This window comes from Streptomyces sp. NPDC001514, from assembly GCF_053597075.1.
In genome coordinates this window covers 245296-260858 of record NZ_JBSFHO010000002.1, presented here as the reverse complement: position 1 = coordinate 260858, position 15563 = coordinate 245296, and the positions used below count along the sequence as shown (strand labels likewise).

The following is a 15563-nucleotide window of genomic DNA, read 5'->3' as shown; positions in this document are numbered from 1 at the left end:
TGTCTTCGCTCGGAAGGATCCGGCTCACGGGTCCAACGTGTCGCCTTCCTCCGGCGTATCGCGCTGGGCCCACGTGCCGCAGGAGTCGATGCTACCCCCCGTGCGCTCGCAGACAATGGTGTACACGAGTCCGTCCGTGGTGATCACGTCGACGACAATCTCACTGCCGTTTTCTTCGCCGACGGGGCCGATGTCGATGGACGTCCCGCAGGGATTCTCGGGTGCGTCTCCAAACTCTTCAGCGGAGAGGTCCAGCCAGTCGATCGGCCCTAGCTGACCGTCCTCTTCTCCGACGAAGGGGCGTCCGAAGCTGACCGCTGAGTAGAAGGCCCCGTCGCCGGCTGCTTCCTGGCGAACGGTGTCGATTTCGAAGCACGCGGCATCCACGGGCGGGGGCGGGGGCGGGGGCGTCGGCGGGGTCGGGGGCTTGGGCCTGCCCTTGCCCTTGTCCTTGTCCTTGTCCTTGTCCCGGTCCTTGTCCCTGTCGAGGGCGGGGTACGCCGAGGGGAGGGAACCACGGTCGGTGGACACGACGGTCGACGGGGGCTCTGCATTCAGGCCCTGCGCCGCCGCCGGTACGGCGCTCAGCGCGCTTACCAGCGAGACGGCGGCCAGCGACGTGAGGCCGCCGGTTGCCAGTCGTGTGGACCACCACGAACGTCGCACCGGCGACGATAGGGTCCTGCGTTCAGGACGCATTCAATGCTCCTTGTCGATTCGGCCCGGGAATTCTCCCGGAAGTTCCTCCATTCTTTGTGGCCGATCGGCAATTTCCAGGCGGCCCACCGTAATCCCTGTGGCCGATCATTCGATCAGCTCAATAATCACCGTCGGGTGCTTACCGAATGTTCCGGATGAATGTTCCGGCCACCCGCGTGAAGTCGACGATTCCCGACTAGGCGGGTCGGCTTGACCTCCGTCTGCAACAGCCCCGGAAGATGAACGTCGGCCCTGCCGTGGGCGTCGCCGCCGCGACGATGCTGATGTCACCGGGCGACGGCCCCCGCTGTACCGGCGCCGCCTTCACCTCCGCGACGGGCCCGGCGCTGCTCGTCCTCGCGGCCGGCGCGTTGTTGGCCACCCGGCTGCCTCAGCGGGCGTAGTCCTTGAGCTTCTCGGTGTTCAGGATGATGTCGACGGGGGTGGGGAGGGTGACGGTGTCGCCGTACTTGTAGGTCGGGTGCTGCTGGTACGTGCCGTTCTCCGGCTGGCTGAAGACGGTGAGGGTGTGGTCGTCGCGGTCGATGAGGAGGTAGACGGGGATCTCCGCCGCCGCGTAACCGGTGCGCTTCTCGCGGCGGTCGCGGCGGTCGGTGTCGGAGTCGTAGGAAAGGACCTCGACCGCCATGAGGACACCGGCGGGATCGGCCCATTCGCCATGCCCGGCGAAGTAGTCGACTGGGGCAAGGGCGCCGTCCGGCTTGGCGCGGCCCGCACGATAGGTCGGGACCAGCAAGCCCTGTTCGGGGTACAGGTTCAGCTCCGGACGCTGCTGGATGCACTGTCGCAGCAGCCACAGAATCATCTCTCCGTGGTCGCCGTCCGGCACGGGCTTGACCTTCAGCTTTCCGTCGATGAGTTCGAGTGACACTGTCTCCGGAGCTCTGCGGGCGAGCTCCTCGAAGTCCTCGACGTCGATCGGGCCGTGGCGCACGCACAGCCTTCCGCCCAGGAATTCCAGCTTGTTCCGAACGGTCTCCGGGGCCCTGCGGACCAGCTCTTCGAACTCCTCGACGGACATGTCCGGGCGATCATCGGTGCTGGGGGTCATTGCGGCACCTCCTTCACCCCATCGTGCCCCGGTTCGGGTGCGGATGAGCTGAACAGTCATGTGCGATTCCCTTCGTATGGGCGGGTCGCTGCTGCACGGACCTCGGTCATGTGGGCGTGGACCTGGGCGGCGGAGAGGGTGTTGGTACGGGGTGCCGGGTTGGGCTCGCCCCGACATGGCCCGCAGTCCCCGCCACGCAGGGACTCCGCGCGGGCCGGGGCGCCGCACTTGCCGCATTCGAGGAGGCGGAGGGGCGGGGGGCCGGTGGGGATCGGCTCGGGTGGGAGCTTGTCGGTGAGGCGCCGCCGGGCGAGGCCGGCCGGGTGGATCACGGGGGCCGGGAGGCCGGTCGTCAGGGCGCCCAGGACCTGCTTCTCGGTGGCCCCGCGCGCGAACCACTCCTCCACCAGCGGCGCGAGCTGCGCGCACTCCACGGCCGACAGCGACATGACCGGCGCCTCGCGCCCGAGCGCGACGAGCAGGATCATTGCCCGGGAGCGGGTCGGCCGCTGCCGGTCGTCGGGGACGTCGCCACGTCGGAACGCCGCCCACCAGGCATCGTCGCGCGGGGTACGGGACCACCACGTTCGGGTGACCCACTGCTGGCTGCCCGATCCGGCCAAGTGCTCGCGGCCCCGGCGCAGATGACCGGCTGCCTGAATGGCGTTGAGGGCGGTGCGGAGAGCGCACTGGCCATGGGGGAGGACCTTGGCCAGGGTCTTCACGGAGATGTCGGCGCCGTCCTTGAGCCGGTCGATGTACGCGGCGATGGAGGCTTCGCGGGGCGGCAGGTGCGCGAAGTCGGCGGCGGTGTGGGGGTGTTGGTCCGGGACGGTGCGCTTGCCGTAACCCGGATTGGCCATCGGGTGAGGCGTCGCGTGCGTGGGCGCGAAGGTAGCACTAAGCTGGCTGTCAGCCATCGGATCGAGTTCCGTTCGATCTTGGTGGTCAAGCCCCCGCAGGTGTTCCCGCACCGGGCGGGGGCTGTTCGTTATGCGGGCACGCTAAAGCGTCGCCACCCTCCGTGGCAAGTTCGTTGCGCATAGTCAACTCACAAGGGTGGGCGGGTGGGTTGGGGCCCCTTGAACCATTCCTTGTTAAGAGCGCTCGGAGCCCGAGGCTTAAGCCCCGTGCCGTCGCGCGGTCAGTTGTGCTTGAGGTTCGCGACGAAGTCGGACCAGGCGGCGGCCCGGAACTCGAGCTTCGGGCCGTCGGGGTTCTTGGAGTCGCGGACGGGGACGAGGTCGGGGTGGGCGTCGGAGACTTCGAGGCAGTCGCCGCCGCTGCCGTCACTGTAGCTCGACTTCCGCCACTCAGGGCCGGTGCTCTTCATGCGCGTAATCCTCCGCCACCGATTCGATCAAGGCCAGGGATTCTTGCGGTGACAATGCGCTCGCCGCGACCAAATCGTAGGCCAGCTCGTGGCGGGCAACCGTGGCCGGGTCGTCCTCCAACTGGCCCGCCCCGGGGCCCTGGAGGTAGGCGAGCGGAGGTGCGTCGGAGAACTCCATCAGCTTGAGGGCACCGCCCATGGACGGGTGCGCGCCCGCGTCGAACGGCAGCACCTGCACGATGATCCTGTGGCGGCGGCCCAGCGCCGCGACATGGCGCAGGCTCTCCGCCATGACCGACGCGTCGCCGACCCTCCGCCGTAACGCCGCCTCGTCCAGAACCGTCCACAACAACGGCTTTGTTGGATCACCGAGCAGCCGCGCCCGCTCCAGCCTCGCCTCGACCAGATCGTCGATGACCTCTTCCACCGCTGTCGGTTGGTACGCGCGGAACACCGCCCGCGCATACGCCTCCGTCTGCAACAGCCCAGGAATCAGCAGCGGCGCGTATTCCCTGATTTCCGTCGCGACCGCTTCCGCCTCCGCCGCCTCGGCGAAGTGGTCCGGGTACTTCGACTTGTTGGCGGCCTTGCAGTTGCGCTCGAAAAAGCCTTTCGTGCCGAGTATGTCGTCGATCCTGCGCGCGATATCGGGCTGCATCCTCCGCGTGCCCGCCTCCAACTGGCCGATGAACGACGCGCTCACGAACAGAGGCTCGCCCAGCTCGCGCTGACTGAGGCCGGCCTCCTCGCGTGCATGGCGCAGCTCGGCGCCGAGCAGGGCCCGGGGAGAGGTGGACGGGTCCAGATCCTTCGGTCCAGGCATGTCAACTCCATGTCGCACATGTGGGGTTGTTGGGCCGCCGCCCTTGTTCACGGTAGCGGCGCGTCGCCACGCTGTGTGCAGAAAGCGAATACTCAGCGTGGAGGTGCCTGGTCATGGCGGTTGTGCGATCGGCGGAGCGGCTGCGGGCCGCGGAAGAGGTGGTGGCCCAGCTGCGGGGCGAGCTCGTCGGGTCGGGGGTGACCCTGCCGTCCCTCCGCGTGGACGTCGTGTCCCTCGCGAGCGAGGCGCCGTACCCGCTCATCGATCTGGGCTGTTGCAACCTGGACACGGCGCTGCGGCTCGCCGCCGTCCTGCACGAGGGGCGCAAGCAGTGAAGGTCGGCGACTACGCGATCGACGCGCGCGACGGCCGGATCGGCCGGGTCATGGGGCGCGAGGGCCCGTACGTACAGCTCAGGCCCCCGGGCGGCGGGCGGGAGTGGGACTGCCCGCCCGAGTCGCTGAGGCCGGCGCCGCCGGGGGAGGCGCTGCGGGCGCGGGTGCGGGAGCGCAATCGGGAGAGGCGGCTGCCAGGGTAAGGTGGCGGCTCGCAGTGTCGGCTGCCAGGACCGGATCGAGGAGGTGGGACCCATTACCGCTGTTGCAGGTCGGGTGCTCGCCTCCGTACGGACCTAGGTGGTCGAGGGGAGCCCCGCTCGGTATTCCGAAAGGCTCCCGTGTCGCTTTCATCCGTGGATCTCTCCGTCATCGTCGGTCGCCTTCGCTCCGCAGGCTGTGTCTTCGCCGAGGACGAGGCGGCTCTCCTCGTCTCCACCGCCCGTACACCCGCCGAGCTCGCCGCCATGGTGGAGCGGCGGGTCGACGGGCATCCCCTTGAACACGTCCTCGGCTGGGCCGAGTTCTGCGGGCTGCGGATCGCGGTCGACCCCGGGGTGTTCGTGCCCCGGCGGCGTACCGAGTTCCTCGTCCGTCAGGCCGTCGCCGCCCGGCCCGGCGCGGGCGTCGTCGTCGATCTGTGCTGCGGTTCGGGGGCGGTGGGGGCCGCGCTGGCGGCGTCGCTGCCGGGTGTGGAGCTGTACGCCGCCGACATCGAGCCCGCCGCGGTGCGGTGTGCGTGGCGGAACGTGCCCGAGGGCGGGCGGGTGCACGAGGGGGACCTCTTCGCCGCGTTGCCCGACGCGCTTCGGGGGCGTGTCGACATCCTCGCCGCGAACGTCCCGTACGTACCGACCGAGGAGGTCGGGCTGTTGCCGGCCGAGGCGCGGGTGCATGAGCCGCTCGTCGCGCTCGACGGCGGCGCGGACGGGCTGGACGTGTTGCGGCGGGTGACCGGCGAGGCGGGGGAGTGGCTCGCGCCCGGCGGGATCCTGCTGTTCGAGACGAGCGAGCGACAGGCGGCGGACGCGGTCGAGGCGGTTGCCCGCAGTGGGCTGACGCCGCGCGTCGCGGCGTCCGACGAGCTGTACGCCACGGTCGTCATCGGGTCCAAGTTGCCCAGTTGACAGGGTTCGAATTGGACCTGGGGGGCGGGCCATCCGGACCGTAGTGTCGTGGTCATGCCGACGATTCGCGTACTGCCGCCTGCCGGTCCGCCTCGCGTCCTCGCTCTCGCGCAGCTCGTCAACTCCCTTGGCGACGGCGCCTTCTACGTCACCTCCGCGCTCTTCTTCACCCACGTCGTCGGGCTCGCCCCGGCGAGGGTCGGCCTCGGGCTCACCGTCGCCTGGGCGGTCGGGTCGGTCGTGGGTGTGCCGCTCGGGCGGCTGGCGGACCGGCGGGGGCCGCGGGGGACCGCGGTTCTGCTGGCGCTGGCGACGAGTGCGGCCGTGGGGTCGTTCCTGGTCGTGCGGTCCTTCTGGCCGTTCCTCGTCGCCGCGTGCCTGTACGCCGCCGCGCAGTCCGGGCTCGCGGCGGCGCGGCAGGCGCTGCTCGCGGGGCTCGTCGCGAAGGAGGAGAGGACCGGCGTCCTCGCCCATCTCCAGTCGACCCTCAACGCCGGTCTCGCGATCGGCGCCGGGATGGGCGGGCTCGCGCTCTACTCCGGCAGCAGGGCCGGGTATCTGACGGTCTTCACGCTGGACGCGGTGAGCTTCCTGGTCTGCGCGCTCGTGCTGCGACGGCTGCCCGCCGTCGAGCCGGTGGCCCTGGTGCCCGCGGTGTCCGCAGCGTCGGCGGCGTCCGCAGCGTCCGCGGGCCCCGCGGCGCCCGCGGGCAGCAGCGGCCCGGCCCTCGTCGTCCTGCGCGACCGTCCGTACACGCTGATCACTCTGCTCAACGCGGTGCTGCTGCTGCGGATGCCGCTGCTCAGCCTCGGGATCCCGCTGTGGATCAGCGAGCGGACGCAGGCTCCCGCCTGGCTGGTGTCGGCGCTGTTCGTGCTCAACACCCTTGCCGTGGCCGCCTTCCAGGTGCGGGCTGCCCGTGGCGTCACCTCGCTGGGGACGGCGGTGGGTGCCGTGCGCCGGTCCGGTGTGATCATGCTCGTCTCGTGCGTGGTCACCGCGGTCTCGGGCGTCGCCGGGGTGCCGGTGTGGGCGGCGGTCGCCGTACTCGTCGCGGGCGCGGTCCTGTACGTGGCCGGCGAGATGCTGCACTCCGCCGGTTCATGGCAGATCAGCTTCGACCTCGCCCCGGACGGCCGGACCGGCGAGTACCAGGGCTTCTTCGGCACGGGCGTGACGGTGGCCCGCACGGCCGGACCCCTGCTGCTCACCGCCCTGCTGGTCACCTGGGGCGTGCCGGGCTGGCTGCTCCTGGGCGGGCTCTTCGCCGCCGCGTCGTACGGGCTCGGTCCTGCGGTGCGGTGGGCGGAGCGCAACCGGCGTACGGAGCACGCCGCAACACTCATGCGGCTCTCATCCCGGCCTTAACCCACCCTCACGGCGCGCACCTAGCTTTCGCGCCATGTTCTTCACCTACCTCAGGCGCGAGCTGCGCCGCCGCAGGAAGGCGGCGCTCGTCGTCGCCTCGGGGCTCGCCCTCGGAATCGCCCTGGTCATCGTCGTCAACTCGGTCTCGGCAGGGATGACTCAGGCGCAGGGCAAAGTGCTGGAGTCGCTGTACGGGCTCGGCACCGACATGACCGTCACCAAGGCCGCCGCGCCGCCCGGGGAGGGCGAGACCGTCAAGCGGCCGAGGTTCCAGTTCGATGCGAAGGGCGGGGACGACGACGCCGAGCAGAGCCAGGACATCGTCATGGTCCAGGGCTTCGAGACGCTGGCCGCGTCGACGGTCGCGCAGGTCGGCAAGCAGGACGGGGTCGCGGACGCCGTCGGCGGGCTGAACGTGCGGGTCATGAAGGTCAACGGGCAGTTCAAACGCGGCGAGTTCAAGCAGGACGAGCAGGCACCCGGGCAGGGGAAGCGTGGCGATGGTCCGGTCACCGGTGAGGTGCAGGGTGGCGGGGCCGACTTCGACGTCAACTCGTACTCCGTGTACGGGACGGACGTCGCCCATCAGGGGCTCGGGCCGCTGACCTCGTCGAAGATCACGTCCGGCCGTACGTTCAAGGCGAGCGAGACCTCGGCCAAGGTGGCCGTCGTCGACAGCGCGTACGCGAAGGAGCAGAAGCTGTCGGTCGGCAAGACGCTGACCGTCTCCGGGACGAAGTTCAGCATCATCGGGCTCGCGACGGCGGACAGCGGGGACGCGGCGGCGAACGTCTATCTGCCGCTCGCGCAGGCGCAGACGCTGGCCGACGCCAAGGACAAGGTGACGACCGTCTATGTGAAGGCGACCGACTCGCAGCGGATCGACAGCGTCAAGTCGACCATCCAGAAGAACATCTCCGGGACGACGGTCACCACCTCCGCCGATCTCGCGGACACCGTCTCCGGGTCGCTGTCGACGGCCTCCGACCTCGCGTCGGGCGTCGGCAAGTGGCTGTCGATCGTGGTGCTGGTGGCGGCGTTCCTGGTGGCCGGGCTGCTGACGTCGTCGGCGGTGAGCCGGCGGGTGCGGGAGTTCGGCACGCTGAAGGCACTGGGGTGGAAGAGCCGCCGGGTGACCGGGCAGGTGGCGGGCGAGGCGCTCGTCAACGGGCTGATCGGCGGGGCGCTGGGGATCGGGCTCGGGCTGGCGGGCGCGTGGGCGATCACGGCGTTCAGCCCGACGCTCACCGCGCAGCTGGCCGGCGGCGCGGGCGGGGCCGGTGGCGGTGGCCAGAGGCTCGTGATGGGCGGCGGCGGTCCGGGCGGGCCCACCCAGAGCGCCTCCAAGGCCCTCGACATCGCGCTCACCGCGCCTGTCTCCCTCACCACCATCGGCCTCGCGGTGGCCCTCGCGGTGACGGGCGGGCTGATCGCGGGCGGGTTCGGCGGGTGGCGGGCGTCGCGGCTGCGGCCTGCGGACGCGCTGCGGCGCGTCGAATAGCCCGCCCCGCCCATCCGAATCCACCGACGAACGTACGTACAGCAGGAGTTGAATCACCATGTACGAGCTCACAGGCGTCACCAAGCGCTATCGGCGCGGCAAGGACACCATCCAGGCCCTCGACGGGGTCGACCTGACCATCGAGGACGGCGGGCGGCTGGTGATCCAGGGCCCCACCGGCGGCGGCAAGTCCACGCTGCTGCAGATGCTCGGCGGCCTGGACCGCCCCACGGAAGGGTCCGTCGTCCTGGACGGGGTCGACCTCGCGACCCTGCCGGAGGCGCGGCTCACGCGCGTACGGGCCGAGAAGATCGGCTTCGTCTTCCAGGGCTTCAACCTCGTTCCGACGCTCACCGCTCAGGAGAACGTCGAGACCGCCCTCGTACCGCTCGGCCTGAAGGCGGCGGAGCGGCGCGAGCGGGCGGCCGAGGCGTTGGAGTCGGTGGGTCTCGGGGAGCGCAGGGGCCATCTGCCGGGCGAGCTGTCCGGCGGGCAGCAGCAGCGGGTCGCGATCGCGCGGGCGCTGGTGAAGCGACCGGCGGTGCTGCTCGCGGACGAGCCGACCGGGAACCTGGACGAGTCGATGCGCGACGAGATCATGGAGCTGCTTGAGGGCCTGTGGGAGGAGAACGGGCTCACGTTCGTGATGGTCACTCATGACTCGGCGCTGGCGGTGCGGGCGCCGAGGGTGGCGACGATCAGGAAGGGGCGGGTGACCATCAAGGAGCGGGCGGTGGGGGCGGCGTAGTCCGCGGCGCTGGACGCACCCCTCGGCCCCGGCCGCACCCGCCCGGGGGACCGGGCAGGCCCCGGGCCCGGGCACCTGCCGTGCACGGGCCCTGGGCGGGGACCGTGCACGGCGGTGCTGTCAGGAGTGGCCGTCGCTCAGGAGTGGCCGTCGCTCAGGAGTGGGTCGCGCTCCGGCGGTGCGACCTGACTGCGTATGCGGTGCCGGCACCGGCGAGCAGCACGCTGCCCAGGCTGAGCCGGCTGTCCTGGTTCGCCATGCCTCCACCGCCGGTGTCGACCGAACCGTTCGGACGGTCGCTGTCGTCGTCGTCCTCGTCCTCGTCGTGGTCGCCCTTGTCGTGGTCGCTCTTGTCGTGGTTGCCCTTGTCGTGGTCGTCCTCGCTCTTGCCGTGGTCGTCCTTGTCCTTGTCCTTGTCCTTGTCCTCGTCCTTGCCCTTGCTCCTGCTCAGGCTGCGGTCGTCCTTGTCCTCGTCCTCGTACTCGTCGTCGTTCTCGTTGATCCGGTACGTGTCCGTGACCATGGTCGCCGGTGGGCACTTGGCGGTGACGGTGTCGCTGCCGGGCTCGGCCCCTTCCGGGATCTCGAACTCGCCTGTGAGTTCACCCTCGTCCTCGCCTCCGAAGAGGTGGAACATGCCTGCCGCATCCGACTGACCCTTGCCGTAGTCCACGTCCTCGCCGCAGCCCTTGATGGTGACGGTGACCGTGGAGCCCGGGGAGGCGACCCCGGGGTCGATGCGGATGTCCGAGTCATCGGCGGCGACGGTGCCGAAGGCGATCGGGGCTGAGAGTCCAAGGGCACCGAGAGCGAGAGCGGCGCCTACACCAACGCGTGTCTTACGCATGAGAATCCTCCAACGGAGCAGCGTCCGGCCTGTCTGCGCGGTGCGAGTGCTGTGCTCCGTCTTCGAGGGAACCGACAGCCCGTCAGGTCCGCAACCTGATGATTCATCTGATTTGTCGCCCACGCGGGCGTCGGGGCGGTGCGCGTTTGGCCGTTTGTGCAGGTCGGTGGAGTGGAGGGTGTGCCGGGGAAAGAATCAGGCGAATCGTCAGAAATGGGGGCGAACGGGTAGGGGCGCCCGGTGAGGGCGGGGGCACCCCCTAGGCGCGGAGCGCCTCGCGGAGGTGGCCGGCGGTCTGCTTGAGGCGAGCCGTGGCCGTGGGCGCGTCGAGGGTGGCGAGGAGCATGAGGATCGCCGTCTTGACCTCGCCGTCGGCCGCCGTGAGGGCCGATTCGATCTCGTCCTCCGGCGCGCCCGTGGCGAGGGCCACGATCCGGCGCGAGCGGGCGCGCAGTTTCTCGTTCGAGGCGCGGACGTCGACCATGAGGTTTCCGTAGGTCTTGCCGAGGCGGATCATCGCGATGGTCGAGATCATGTTGAGGACGAGCTTCTGCGCCGTGCCGGCCTTCAACCGGGTGGATCCGGTGAGGAGTTCGGGCCCGACGACGACCTCGATGCCGTGCTCGGCGGCCGCCGCCAGCGCGCTGTCCGGGTTGCAGGACAGGCCGACGGTCAGTGCACCGAGGGCACGGGCATGCTCGACGGCGCCGATGGCGTACGGAGTGCGGCCGGAGGCGGAGATGCCCACGACGGTGTCGTCGGCGGTGAGCCCGAGGCCGTCCAGGTCCTGCGCCGCGAGCTCCTCGGAGTCCTCCGCGCCCTCGACGGACGTCACCATCGCCGTGGGGCCGCCCGCGATCAGGCCGATGACCTGGTCCGGGCCGGTGTTGAAGGTGGGCGGGCACTCGCTGGCGTCGAGCACCCCGAGCCGGCCGGCCGTGCCCGCGCCCGCGTAGATGAGCCGGCCGCCGCGGGCCATGCGCTCCGCGGTCGCGTCGATCGCGGCGGCGATGGCGGGGAGCTGCGTGGCGACGGCGCCGGGGACGGACCGGTCCTCGCCGTTCATGATCCTGGCGATGTCGAGCGTGGGCAGCCGGTCGATGTCGGCGAGCTCGGGGCGGAACGCCTCGGTGGTGAGGGTGGCCAGCTGGGCGCGGAGCTCGGAGTGGTCGTCCTTGGAGTGGTCCTGCGCGTCGTGCGTCGAGGTCATGGAGGCGCGGCTCTTTCGGTGACTCGTGTGCTGGGTCTGCGGTCGTCGGTCGTCGGTCGCCGGTCAGCGGGTACGGGGGCTGTGTCTGTGCGCGAGCGCCTCGTACGACGCGGCCAGGGCGGGCGCAGCCGTCTCGTACGTACGCTGCGCGACGCCGATGAACAGGCAGTCGACGACGAGGAGCTGGCTCGTACGGGACGACATCGCCGCCGGGCGCAGCTCGCTCTCGCGGGCGGTGGAGGTGGTGAGGATGTGGTCCGCGTACTGGGAGACCGGCCCGTCCGGGCGGCCGGTGATCGCGACGGTCGTCGCGCCGTGGTCGAAGGCGACGCGCAGCGGCTCGATGCTGTCGCCGGTCGAGCCGGAGTGGGTGATCGCTATGGCCACGTCGCCGGAGCGCAGCTGCACGGCGTTGGTGACGGCGAGGTGCGGGTCGCTGTGGGCGTGCGCGATCAGGCCTATGCGCAGGAGCTTCTGTGCGAGATCCTGCGCGACCAGGCCCGATGCGCCCACGCCGTAGATGTCGATGCGGCGGGCGGCGGACAACGCGCCGACCGCGGCGGACAGCTGTACCGTGTCGAGATTGGCGGCCGTGTCCGCGAGGGTCTGCTGCTCGTCGTACGCGAGCTTGGCGACGACGTCCGCGATCGGGTCGTCCACCGCGATGTCGGCGGTGACGGACGGGGCGCGGCCCGACTGCTGCTGGGCGGCGAGTCCCGCGAGCGCGAGGCGCAGATCGCGGTAGCCGGGGTAGCCCAGCAGACGGGCGGTGCGCACCACGGTGGCTTCGCTGGTGCCGGTGAGCTCGGCGAGACCGGTGACCGTGAGGGCGGCGCAGCCGGCCGGGTCGGCGGCGACGGCCTCGGCGACCCGCTGCATGGAGCGGGTCATGGACGGCGCGAGGGTGCGCACCTTCGCCGCGAGGGCGGCGGGCGCGGGCGGTGCTTCCCCCGTCGGGCCGGCTTGCGTGCCGATGAAAATTTCCTTCACCTCATTGGTCACCATTGAAAGATATTTTCGGCACCTACTGCCGTCAACCCCCCGTCCGTCCCCCGCCCGTCCGCCTGTTCGTCCGTCCGTTCGGCCTCCTGTCCGGCCGCCCGTTCCATCCCTACCGACCGGGGTGACAATGACTCCATGAACGACGTCGACCCGCTGGAACAGGCGCTGCACGCCGCTCGTGCCCTCGTCCTCGCCGACCTCGCGGCCCGCGACGTGGCCCACGCCGAAGTCGTCTCGCTCGTCGAGGAAGCCGTGGCCCAGCGTCGCTGGTGGGTCGAGCAGTGGCCCGAGGGTATGGAGTACCTCGCCGGGCTGATCGCCCAGGACGTACAGGACGCGCTGCTCGAACGGTACGGTCGCTGGCCGATCTGCCCGGTCTGCTGCACCGGCGAACCCCACGCCCTCGACGTGGAGCCCGAACTGGGACCCGATCCGCACTGGGTGTGCGGCAAGGCGGGTGTGGTGGTCGCGCCCGTCGGCGGGCTGTCGTGACGGTCTACATCGACCCGCCGAACTGGCCCGGCCACGGCCGCATGTGGTCCCACCTGGTCAGCGATGTGTCGTTCGACGAGCTGCACGCATTCGCCGCGTCGATCGGCTGCCCGCCGCGCGCTTTCGAGCGCGACCACTACGACGTACCCGCGCACCGCTATGCCGACGCCGTACGGGCCGGTGCGGTGGAGATCGGCTCCAAGGAGCTCGTACGCCGGATCACGGAGGCGGGTCTGCGGCGGCGCAAGAGAACGGCGGCGCAGAAGAACGGCGGTGCAGAAGAACGGCTGAGGTGAACGCGCCTACGCGCAGGGCTGGGGCGAGGGTTCCCTGTCCGCGCTCACGGCCGAGGCCGTCACCAGGCGGGTCTCCGCAGCCGCGCCGCCGCCGCGCCGGTGCAGCCGGAGCGCGAGCCCGACCAGCGCGAGGGCGACGACCGCCATCGCCGCGCCCGCCCACGCCGTCGACGCGAAACCGAACCCCGCGTCGATGACCGTGCCGCCGAGCCAGGGCCCGCCGGTGTTGCCCAGGTTGAACGCGGCCGTCGCCGTGGCCCCGGCCAGGGTGGGCGCGGCGCCCGCGACGTTGAACATGCGGGCGTTCAGCGCCGGGGCCGTGTAGAACGACGAGACGCCGAGCAGGAACGACAGCGCCACCACGACGGCCGGCACATGGGCGAACAGCGCGACCGCCCCCAGCAGCACCGTCGACGCCGTGACGCCGCTGAGCATCACGCCGAAGAGATGCGCGTCGGCGAACCGCCCGCCGATCGCCGTACCGACCAGCGCGCCGATCCCGAACAGGCCCAGCACCGCCGGCACCCAGCCGTCGCTCAGCCCGGCGACATCGGTGAGCAGCGGGGCGAAGTACGAGAACGCGCAGAAGACACCGCCCGCGGCGAGCGCGATGATCGCGACGGACAGCCAGACCTGGCGGTCGCGGTAGACGGTCAGCTCGCGCCGCAGCCGCGGCTTCTCCTCCGGGAGCGGGATCCGCGGGATCCGGGTCGCCACTCCGGCCAGCGCGACCGCGGACGCGGCCGCGACCGCCCAGAACGCGGAGCGCCAGCCCAGGTGCTCGCCGAGGAACGCACCCGCCGGAACGCCGAGGACGTTCGCGATCGACAGCCCGCCGATCATCACGGCCATCGCACGGGCGCGGGCGTTGCGCGGCACCATCGCCATGGCCACCGCCGCGCCGACCGCCCAGAACCCGGCGCAGGCGACCGCGCTCACGACGCGGGACGCGAAGAGCACCTCGTACGTCGGCGCGACCGCACCCGCGACCTGACCGAGGCCGAAGACTGTGATCAGCGCGATCAGGGTGGCCCGGCGGGGCAGTCGCAGCGTGGTCACGGCCAGCAGCGGCGCGCCGATCACCATGCCGATCGCGAACGCGGATATCAGCAGCCCTGCCCGGGGGATCGAGACGCCCAGGTCCTCCGCGATGGGCGGCAGCAGCCCGGAGAGCATGAACTCGCTGGTGCCGAGCGCGAAGACCGAAAGGCCGAGGATGTGGACTGCCAGGGGCATACGGGGGCGGCGCGGTGCGTCCGAGGGTGCGGGCATGACAGTGGCCAACACCGGGGTTGCTCCTGTCATTCCCGTACGGGGGCGACCTGGCCGGTCACTGCCGGTCGCTGTCGGCCGCTGCCGGCCGCTGCCGGTCGTTATGGGCGGTCCAGCCCCTCCAGCTCCGTCGTCAGGTTGCGGCGGGCCGGCTCCTCCCACTCCCGCTCGCCGTGCGGTGTGCGGAACAGCCGCGGCAGGTCGAGAAGCTGCCGCAGGACCGCCGCGCGTCCCGGACGGAAGGCGTCGTCCGGGACGAATCCGTACTCCTCGCGTACGGCGGCGGCGTAGGCGGCGTACGCGTCGGGCGGCGACGCGAGGATCGCGAGGTCCGCGTCGCACAGGACCATGCCGTTGCTGTCGCCGTCCTGGGCGGCGTGCGTCTTGGTGAGGCGGACGAGGCGGGCGACCTCGTTCGTGTCCTCCAGGGTCAGCCCGGCCTCGGGGAGGGCGCGCTCGGCGAGGCGGGCGCTGCGCTCCTCGTTGGTGGAGCGCTCAGGGAGGTACACGGCGTCGTGGAACCAGGCGGCGAGGCGCACCAGGTCGGCGTTGTCCGCGTATTGCTCCAGCGTGTCGATGTGGCGGAGGACGGCGGCCAGATGGTCGACGGTGTGATAGCGCCGCTGCGGCTCCGACCAGCGGGCCAGCAGATTGTCCGCGTACCGGAACGGATCGGGGAAGCACGGGTCCTCGCGGACGGCGAGCAGGGCGCCGTACCAGCGGTTGCGGAGATCCTTGGTGTCGGCCATGCGGCCCATTGTCCCCACGCGGTCCGGGGTAGGAGGCCGGTATCCCCCGCCTGGCAAGGCCCGGAGCTCCCGAGGGCGCCCCTATGGGGCATCTCGGACGATAATGGGCGGGTCAGGCTTGTGTGCCGTTGCGTATGCGGAGGCAGACGCCATGAACTCCTTGCTGATCGTCCAGGGCGGCCCGGCCACCACCGAAGTTGTGGCTGCCTCGCCGTGGGCCGGGCTCGTTCCGTTCCTCATCGCGCTCGTCCTCGTCGTCGTGCTCGGAGGTGCCATGTGGCTGGAGGCGAGGCGGCGGGCGCAGGAGCGGGCGCCGCGGCCCGAGGACCAGCCGAAGCCGCCGGATCACCCGACGCACATCGAGGAGGTCCGGGAGCCGGACGAGGCCGACTTCCTGACGGGCGGCGCGCGGCTGCTTCCGTACAACCTGAAGACGCACAGCACGCACGGCGTGCCGATGGGGCCTGCCGGGTCGGGGGAGGGCGCGGCCCCCGCGAAGGGTGCGACGGCCGGGGAGGGTGCGGCGGCCGGTGAGGGCGCGACGGCCCAGGAGGGCGCGACGCCCGGTGAGGGTGCGGCGGCGCCTGCCGCGGAGGAGCAGGGTGGTCGGTCCGGGGCAGGCCCCGAGGGCTCCGCGGGTCCCGCCCAGCAGCCCTGAGCCTCCTGGACGGTCTAGGCTGGCCCCATTA

At 71.3% G+C, this 15563-nt stretch carries 20 protein-coding genes; 10 read left to right on the top strand and 10 right to left on the bottom strand.

Features of this window, described 5'->3' with window-relative positions:
• Positions 1-24: 24 nt before the first annotated feature.
• The gene (locus tag ACWCXB_RS03865; RefSeq protein ID WP_450718671.1) at positions 25-666 is read right to left on the bottom strand and encodes a hypothetical protein; all 642 of its coding nucleotides are present in this window, start codon (positions 664-666) and stop codon (positions 25-27) included.
• 272 nt (positions 667-938) lie between these two features.
• Between ACWCXB_RS03865 and ACWCXB_RS03860 the strand changes: the two genes are divergently transcribed.
• A complete protein-coding gene (locus ACWCXB_RS03860; RefSeq protein ID WP_450718669.1) occupies positions 939-1103 on the top strand; it encodes a hypothetical protein in 165 nt (54 codons plus the stop codon).
• Here the strand turns inward: ACWCXB_RS03860 and ACWCXB_RS03855 are convergent.
• The 4 genes from ACWCXB_RS03855 to ACWCXB_RS03840 form a co-directional block, all read right to left on the bottom strand.
• Positions 1091-1771 (bottom strand): Uma2 family endonuclease, encoded by a 681-nt coding sequence (locus ACWCXB_RS03855; RefSeq protein WP_450718667.1) that lies wholly within the window; start codon positions 1769-1771, stop codon positions 1091-1093. The two genes, ACWCXB_RS03860 and ACWCXB_RS03855, sit on opposite strands and share 13 nt — an antisense overlap.
• Positions 1772-1827: 56 nt before the next feature.
• Positions 1828-2634 (bottom strand): hypothetical protein, encoded by an 807-nt coding sequence (locus tag ACWCXB_RS03850; protein WP_450718665.1) that lies wholly within the window; start codon positions 2632-2634, stop codon positions 1828-1830.
• 281 nt (positions 2635-2915) lie between these two features.
• Positions 2916-3104, bottom strand: coding sequence for a DUF397 domain-containing protein (locus ACWCXB_RS03845; protein ID WP_450718663.1), 189 nt, complete (start codon positions 3102-3104; stop codon positions 2916-2918).
• A complete protein-coding gene (locus ACWCXB_RS03840; protein WP_450718661.1) occupies positions 3085-3927 on the bottom strand; it encodes a helix-turn-helix domain-containing protein in 843 nt (280 codons plus the stop codon). The genes ACWCXB_RS03845 and ACWCXB_RS03840 overlap by 20 nt, the downstream gene beginning before the upstream one ends.
• Before the next feature lie 113 nt (positions 3928-4040).
• Here ACWCXB_RS03840 and ACWCXB_RS03835 point away from each other — a divergent pair, with 113 nt between their 5' ends.
• The 6 genes from ACWCXB_RS03835 to ACWCXB_RS03810 all read left to right on the top strand — a co-directional run bounded on the left by ACWCXB_RS03835 (position 4041) and on the right by ACWCXB_RS03810 (position 9006).
• Complete coding sequence (locus tag ACWCXB_RS03835) at positions 4041-4262, top strand: hypothetical protein (protein WP_450718659.1); 222 nt, start codon at positions 4041-4043, stop codon at positions 4260-4262.
• Positions 4259-4465, top strand: coding sequence for a hypothetical protein (locus tag ACWCXB_RS03830; RefSeq protein WP_450718969.1), 207 nt, complete (start codon positions 4259-4261; stop codon positions 4463-4465). Before ACWCXB_RS03835 ends, ACWCXB_RS03830 begins: the two co-directional genes overlap by 4 nt.
• A 153-nt stretch (positions 4466-4618) precedes the next feature.
• Entirely contained in the window at positions 4619-5389 is a 771-nt protein-coding gene (locus ACWCXB_RS03825; protein ID WP_450718657.1) for a putative protein N(5)-glutamine methyltransferase, read from the top strand.
• A gap of 54 nt (positions 5390-5443) precedes the next feature.
• The gene (locus ACWCXB_RS03820) at positions 5444-6757 is read left to right on the top strand and encodes an MFS transporter (protein ID WP_450718655.1); all 1314 of its coding nucleotides are present in this window, start codon (positions 5444-5446) and stop codon (positions 6755-6757) included.
• A 34-nt stretch (positions 6758-6791) separates the two neighbouring features.
• Positions 6792-8258, top strand: a complete 1467-nt coding sequence (locus ACWCXB_RS03815; RefSeq protein WP_450718653.1) for an ABC transporter permease — start codon at positions 6792-6794, stop codon at positions 8256-8258.
• A 58-nt stretch (positions 8259-8316) separates the two neighbouring features.
• Positions 8317-9006, top strand: coding sequence for an ABC transporter ATP-binding protein (locus tag ACWCXB_RS03810; protein WP_450718651.1), 690 nt, complete (start codon positions 8317-8319; stop codon positions 9004-9006).
• Positions 9007-9160: 154 nt separating this feature from the next.
• Here the strand turns inward: ACWCXB_RS03810 and ACWCXB_RS03805 are convergent, their stop codons facing one another.
• The 3 genes from ACWCXB_RS03805 to ACWCXB_RS03795 all read right to left on the bottom strand — a co-directional run bounded on the left by ACWCXB_RS03805 (position 9161) and on the right by ACWCXB_RS03795 (position 12068).
• Complete coding sequence (locus ACWCXB_RS03805) at positions 9161-9853, bottom strand: hypothetical protein (protein WP_450718649.1); 693 nt, start codon at positions 9851-9853, stop codon at positions 9161-9163.
• A 259-nt stretch (positions 9854-10112) separates the two neighbouring features.
• Entirely contained in the window at positions 10113-11063 is a 951-nt protein-coding gene (murQ, locus tag ACWCXB_RS03800) for an N-acetylmuramic acid 6-phosphate etherase (RefSeq protein WP_450718647.1), read from the bottom strand.
• A gap of 63 nt (positions 11064-11126) precedes the next feature.
• Positions 11127-12068, bottom strand: coding sequence for a MurR/RpiR family transcriptional regulator (locus ACWCXB_RS03795; RefSeq protein WP_450718645.1), 942 nt, complete (start codon positions 12066-12068; stop codon positions 11127-11129).
• A gap of 132 nt (positions 12069-12200) precedes the next feature.
• On the opposite strand from ACWCXB_RS03795, the gene ACWCXB_RS03790 reads away from it, so the two are divergent.
• Positions 12201-12557: a hypothetical protein gene (locus ACWCXB_RS03790; RefSeq protein WP_450718643.1), complete on the top strand. Its 357-nt coding sequence runs from the start codon at positions 12201-12203 to the stop codon at positions 12555-12557.
• Positions 12554-12853 (top strand): DUF4031 domain-containing protein, encoded by a 300-nt coding sequence (locus ACWCXB_RS03785; protein WP_450718641.1) that lies wholly within the window; start codon positions 12554-12556, stop codon positions 12851-12853. The genes ACWCXB_RS03790 and ACWCXB_RS03785 overlap by 4 nt, the downstream gene beginning before the upstream one ends.
• Positions 12854-12859: 6 nt before the next feature.
• Here ACWCXB_RS03785 and ACWCXB_RS03780 read toward each other — a convergent pair whose 3' ends face one another.
• Together ACWCXB_RS03780 and ACWCXB_RS03775 are read right to left on the bottom strand one after the other, a co-directional pair.
• Positions 12860-14089 carry a Cmx/CmrA family chloramphenicol efflux MFS transporter gene (locus ACWCXB_RS03780; protein WP_450718953.1) on the bottom strand — a complete coding sequence of 410 codons (1230 nt, stop codon included), beginning with the start codon at positions 14087-14089 and terminating at the stop codon, positions 12860-12862.
• A gap of 137 nt (positions 14090-14226) precedes the next feature.
• Positions 14227-14874, bottom strand: coding sequence for an HD domain-containing protein (locus ACWCXB_RS03775; RefSeq protein WP_450718639.1), 648 nt, complete (start codon positions 14872-14874; stop codon positions 14227-14229).
• A gap of 151 nt (positions 14875-15025) precedes the next feature.
• On the opposite strand from ACWCXB_RS03775, the gene ACWCXB_RS03770 reads away from it, so the two are divergent.
• Positions 15026-15532 carry a DUF6479 family protein gene (locus tag ACWCXB_RS03770; RefSeq protein ID WP_450718637.1) on the top strand — a complete coding sequence of 169 codons (507 nt, stop codon included), beginning with the start codon at positions 15026-15028 and terminating at the stop codon, positions 15530-15532.
• Positions 15533-15563: the final 31 nt, after the last annotated feature.

Excerpts from the sequence above, each read along its gene's own strand:
- ACWCXB_RS03805 (WP_450718649.1), bottom strand. The coding sequence starts at position 9,853 with ATGCGTAAGACACGCGTTGGTGTAGGCGCCGCTCTCGCTCTCGGTGCC.
- ACWCXB_RS03775 (WP_450718639.1), bottom strand. The coding sequence starts at position 14,874 with ATGGCCGACACCAAGGATCTCCGCAACCGCTGGTACGGCGCCCTGCTC.
- ACWCXB_RS03815 (WP_450718653.1), top strand. The coding sequence starts at position 6,792 with ATGTTCTTCACCTACCTCAGGCGCGAGCTGCGCCGCCGCAGGAAGGCG.
- ACWCXB_RS03795 (WP_450718645.1), bottom strand. The coding sequence starts at position 12,068 with ATGGTGACCAATGAGGTGAAGGAAATTTTCATCGGCACGCAAGCCGGC.
- ACWCXB_RS03860 (WP_450718669.1), top strand. The coding sequence starts at position 939 with ATGAACGTCGGCCCTGCCGTGGGCGTCGCCGCCGCGACGATGCTGATG.
- ACWCXB_RS03820 (WP_450718655.1), top strand. The coding sequence starts at position 5,444 with ATGCCGACGATTCGCGTACTGCCGCCTGCCGGTCCGCCTCGCGTCCTC.
- ACWCXB_RS03770 (WP_450718637.1), top strand. The coding sequence starts at position 15,026 with ATGAACTCCTTGCTGATCGTCCAGGGCGGCCCGGCCACCACCGAAGTT.
- ACWCXB_RS03810 (WP_450718651.1), top strand. The coding sequence starts at position 8,317 with ATGTACGAGCTCACAGGCGTCACCAAGCGCTATCGGCGCGGCAAGGAC.
- ACWCXB_RS03790 (WP_450718643.1), top strand. The coding sequence starts at position 12,201 with ATGAACGACGTCGACCCGCTGGAACAGGCGCTGCACGCCGCTCGTGCC.
- ACWCXB_RS03835 (WP_450718659.1), top strand. The coding sequence starts at position 4,041 with ATGGCGGTTGTGCGATCGGCGGAGCGGCTGCGGGCCGCGGAAGAGGTG.
- ACWCXB_RS03780 (WP_450718953.1), bottom strand. The coding sequence starts at position 14,089 with ATGCCCCTGGCAGTCCACATCCTCGGCCTTTCGGTCTTCGCGCTCGGC.
- ACWCXB_RS03855 (WP_450718667.1), bottom strand. The coding sequence starts at position 1,771 with ATGACCCCCAGCACCGATGATCGCCCGGACATGTCCGTCGAGGAGTTC.
- ACWCXB_RS03850 (WP_450718665.1), bottom strand. The coding sequence starts at position 2,634 with ATGGCCAATCCGGGTTACGGCAAGCGCACCGTCCCGGACCAACACCCC.
- ACWCXB_RS03845 (WP_450718663.1), bottom strand. The coding sequence starts at position 3,104 with ATGAAGAGCACCGGCCCTGAGTGGCGGAAGTCGAGCTACAGTGACGGC.
- murQ (WP_450718647.1), bottom strand. The coding sequence starts at position 11,063 with ATGACCTCGACGCACGACGCGCAGGACCACTCCAAGGACGACCACTCC.
- ACWCXB_RS03840 (WP_450718661.1), bottom strand. The coding sequence starts at position 3,927 with ATGCCTGGACCGAAGGATCTGGACCCGTCCACCTCTCCCCGGGCCCTG.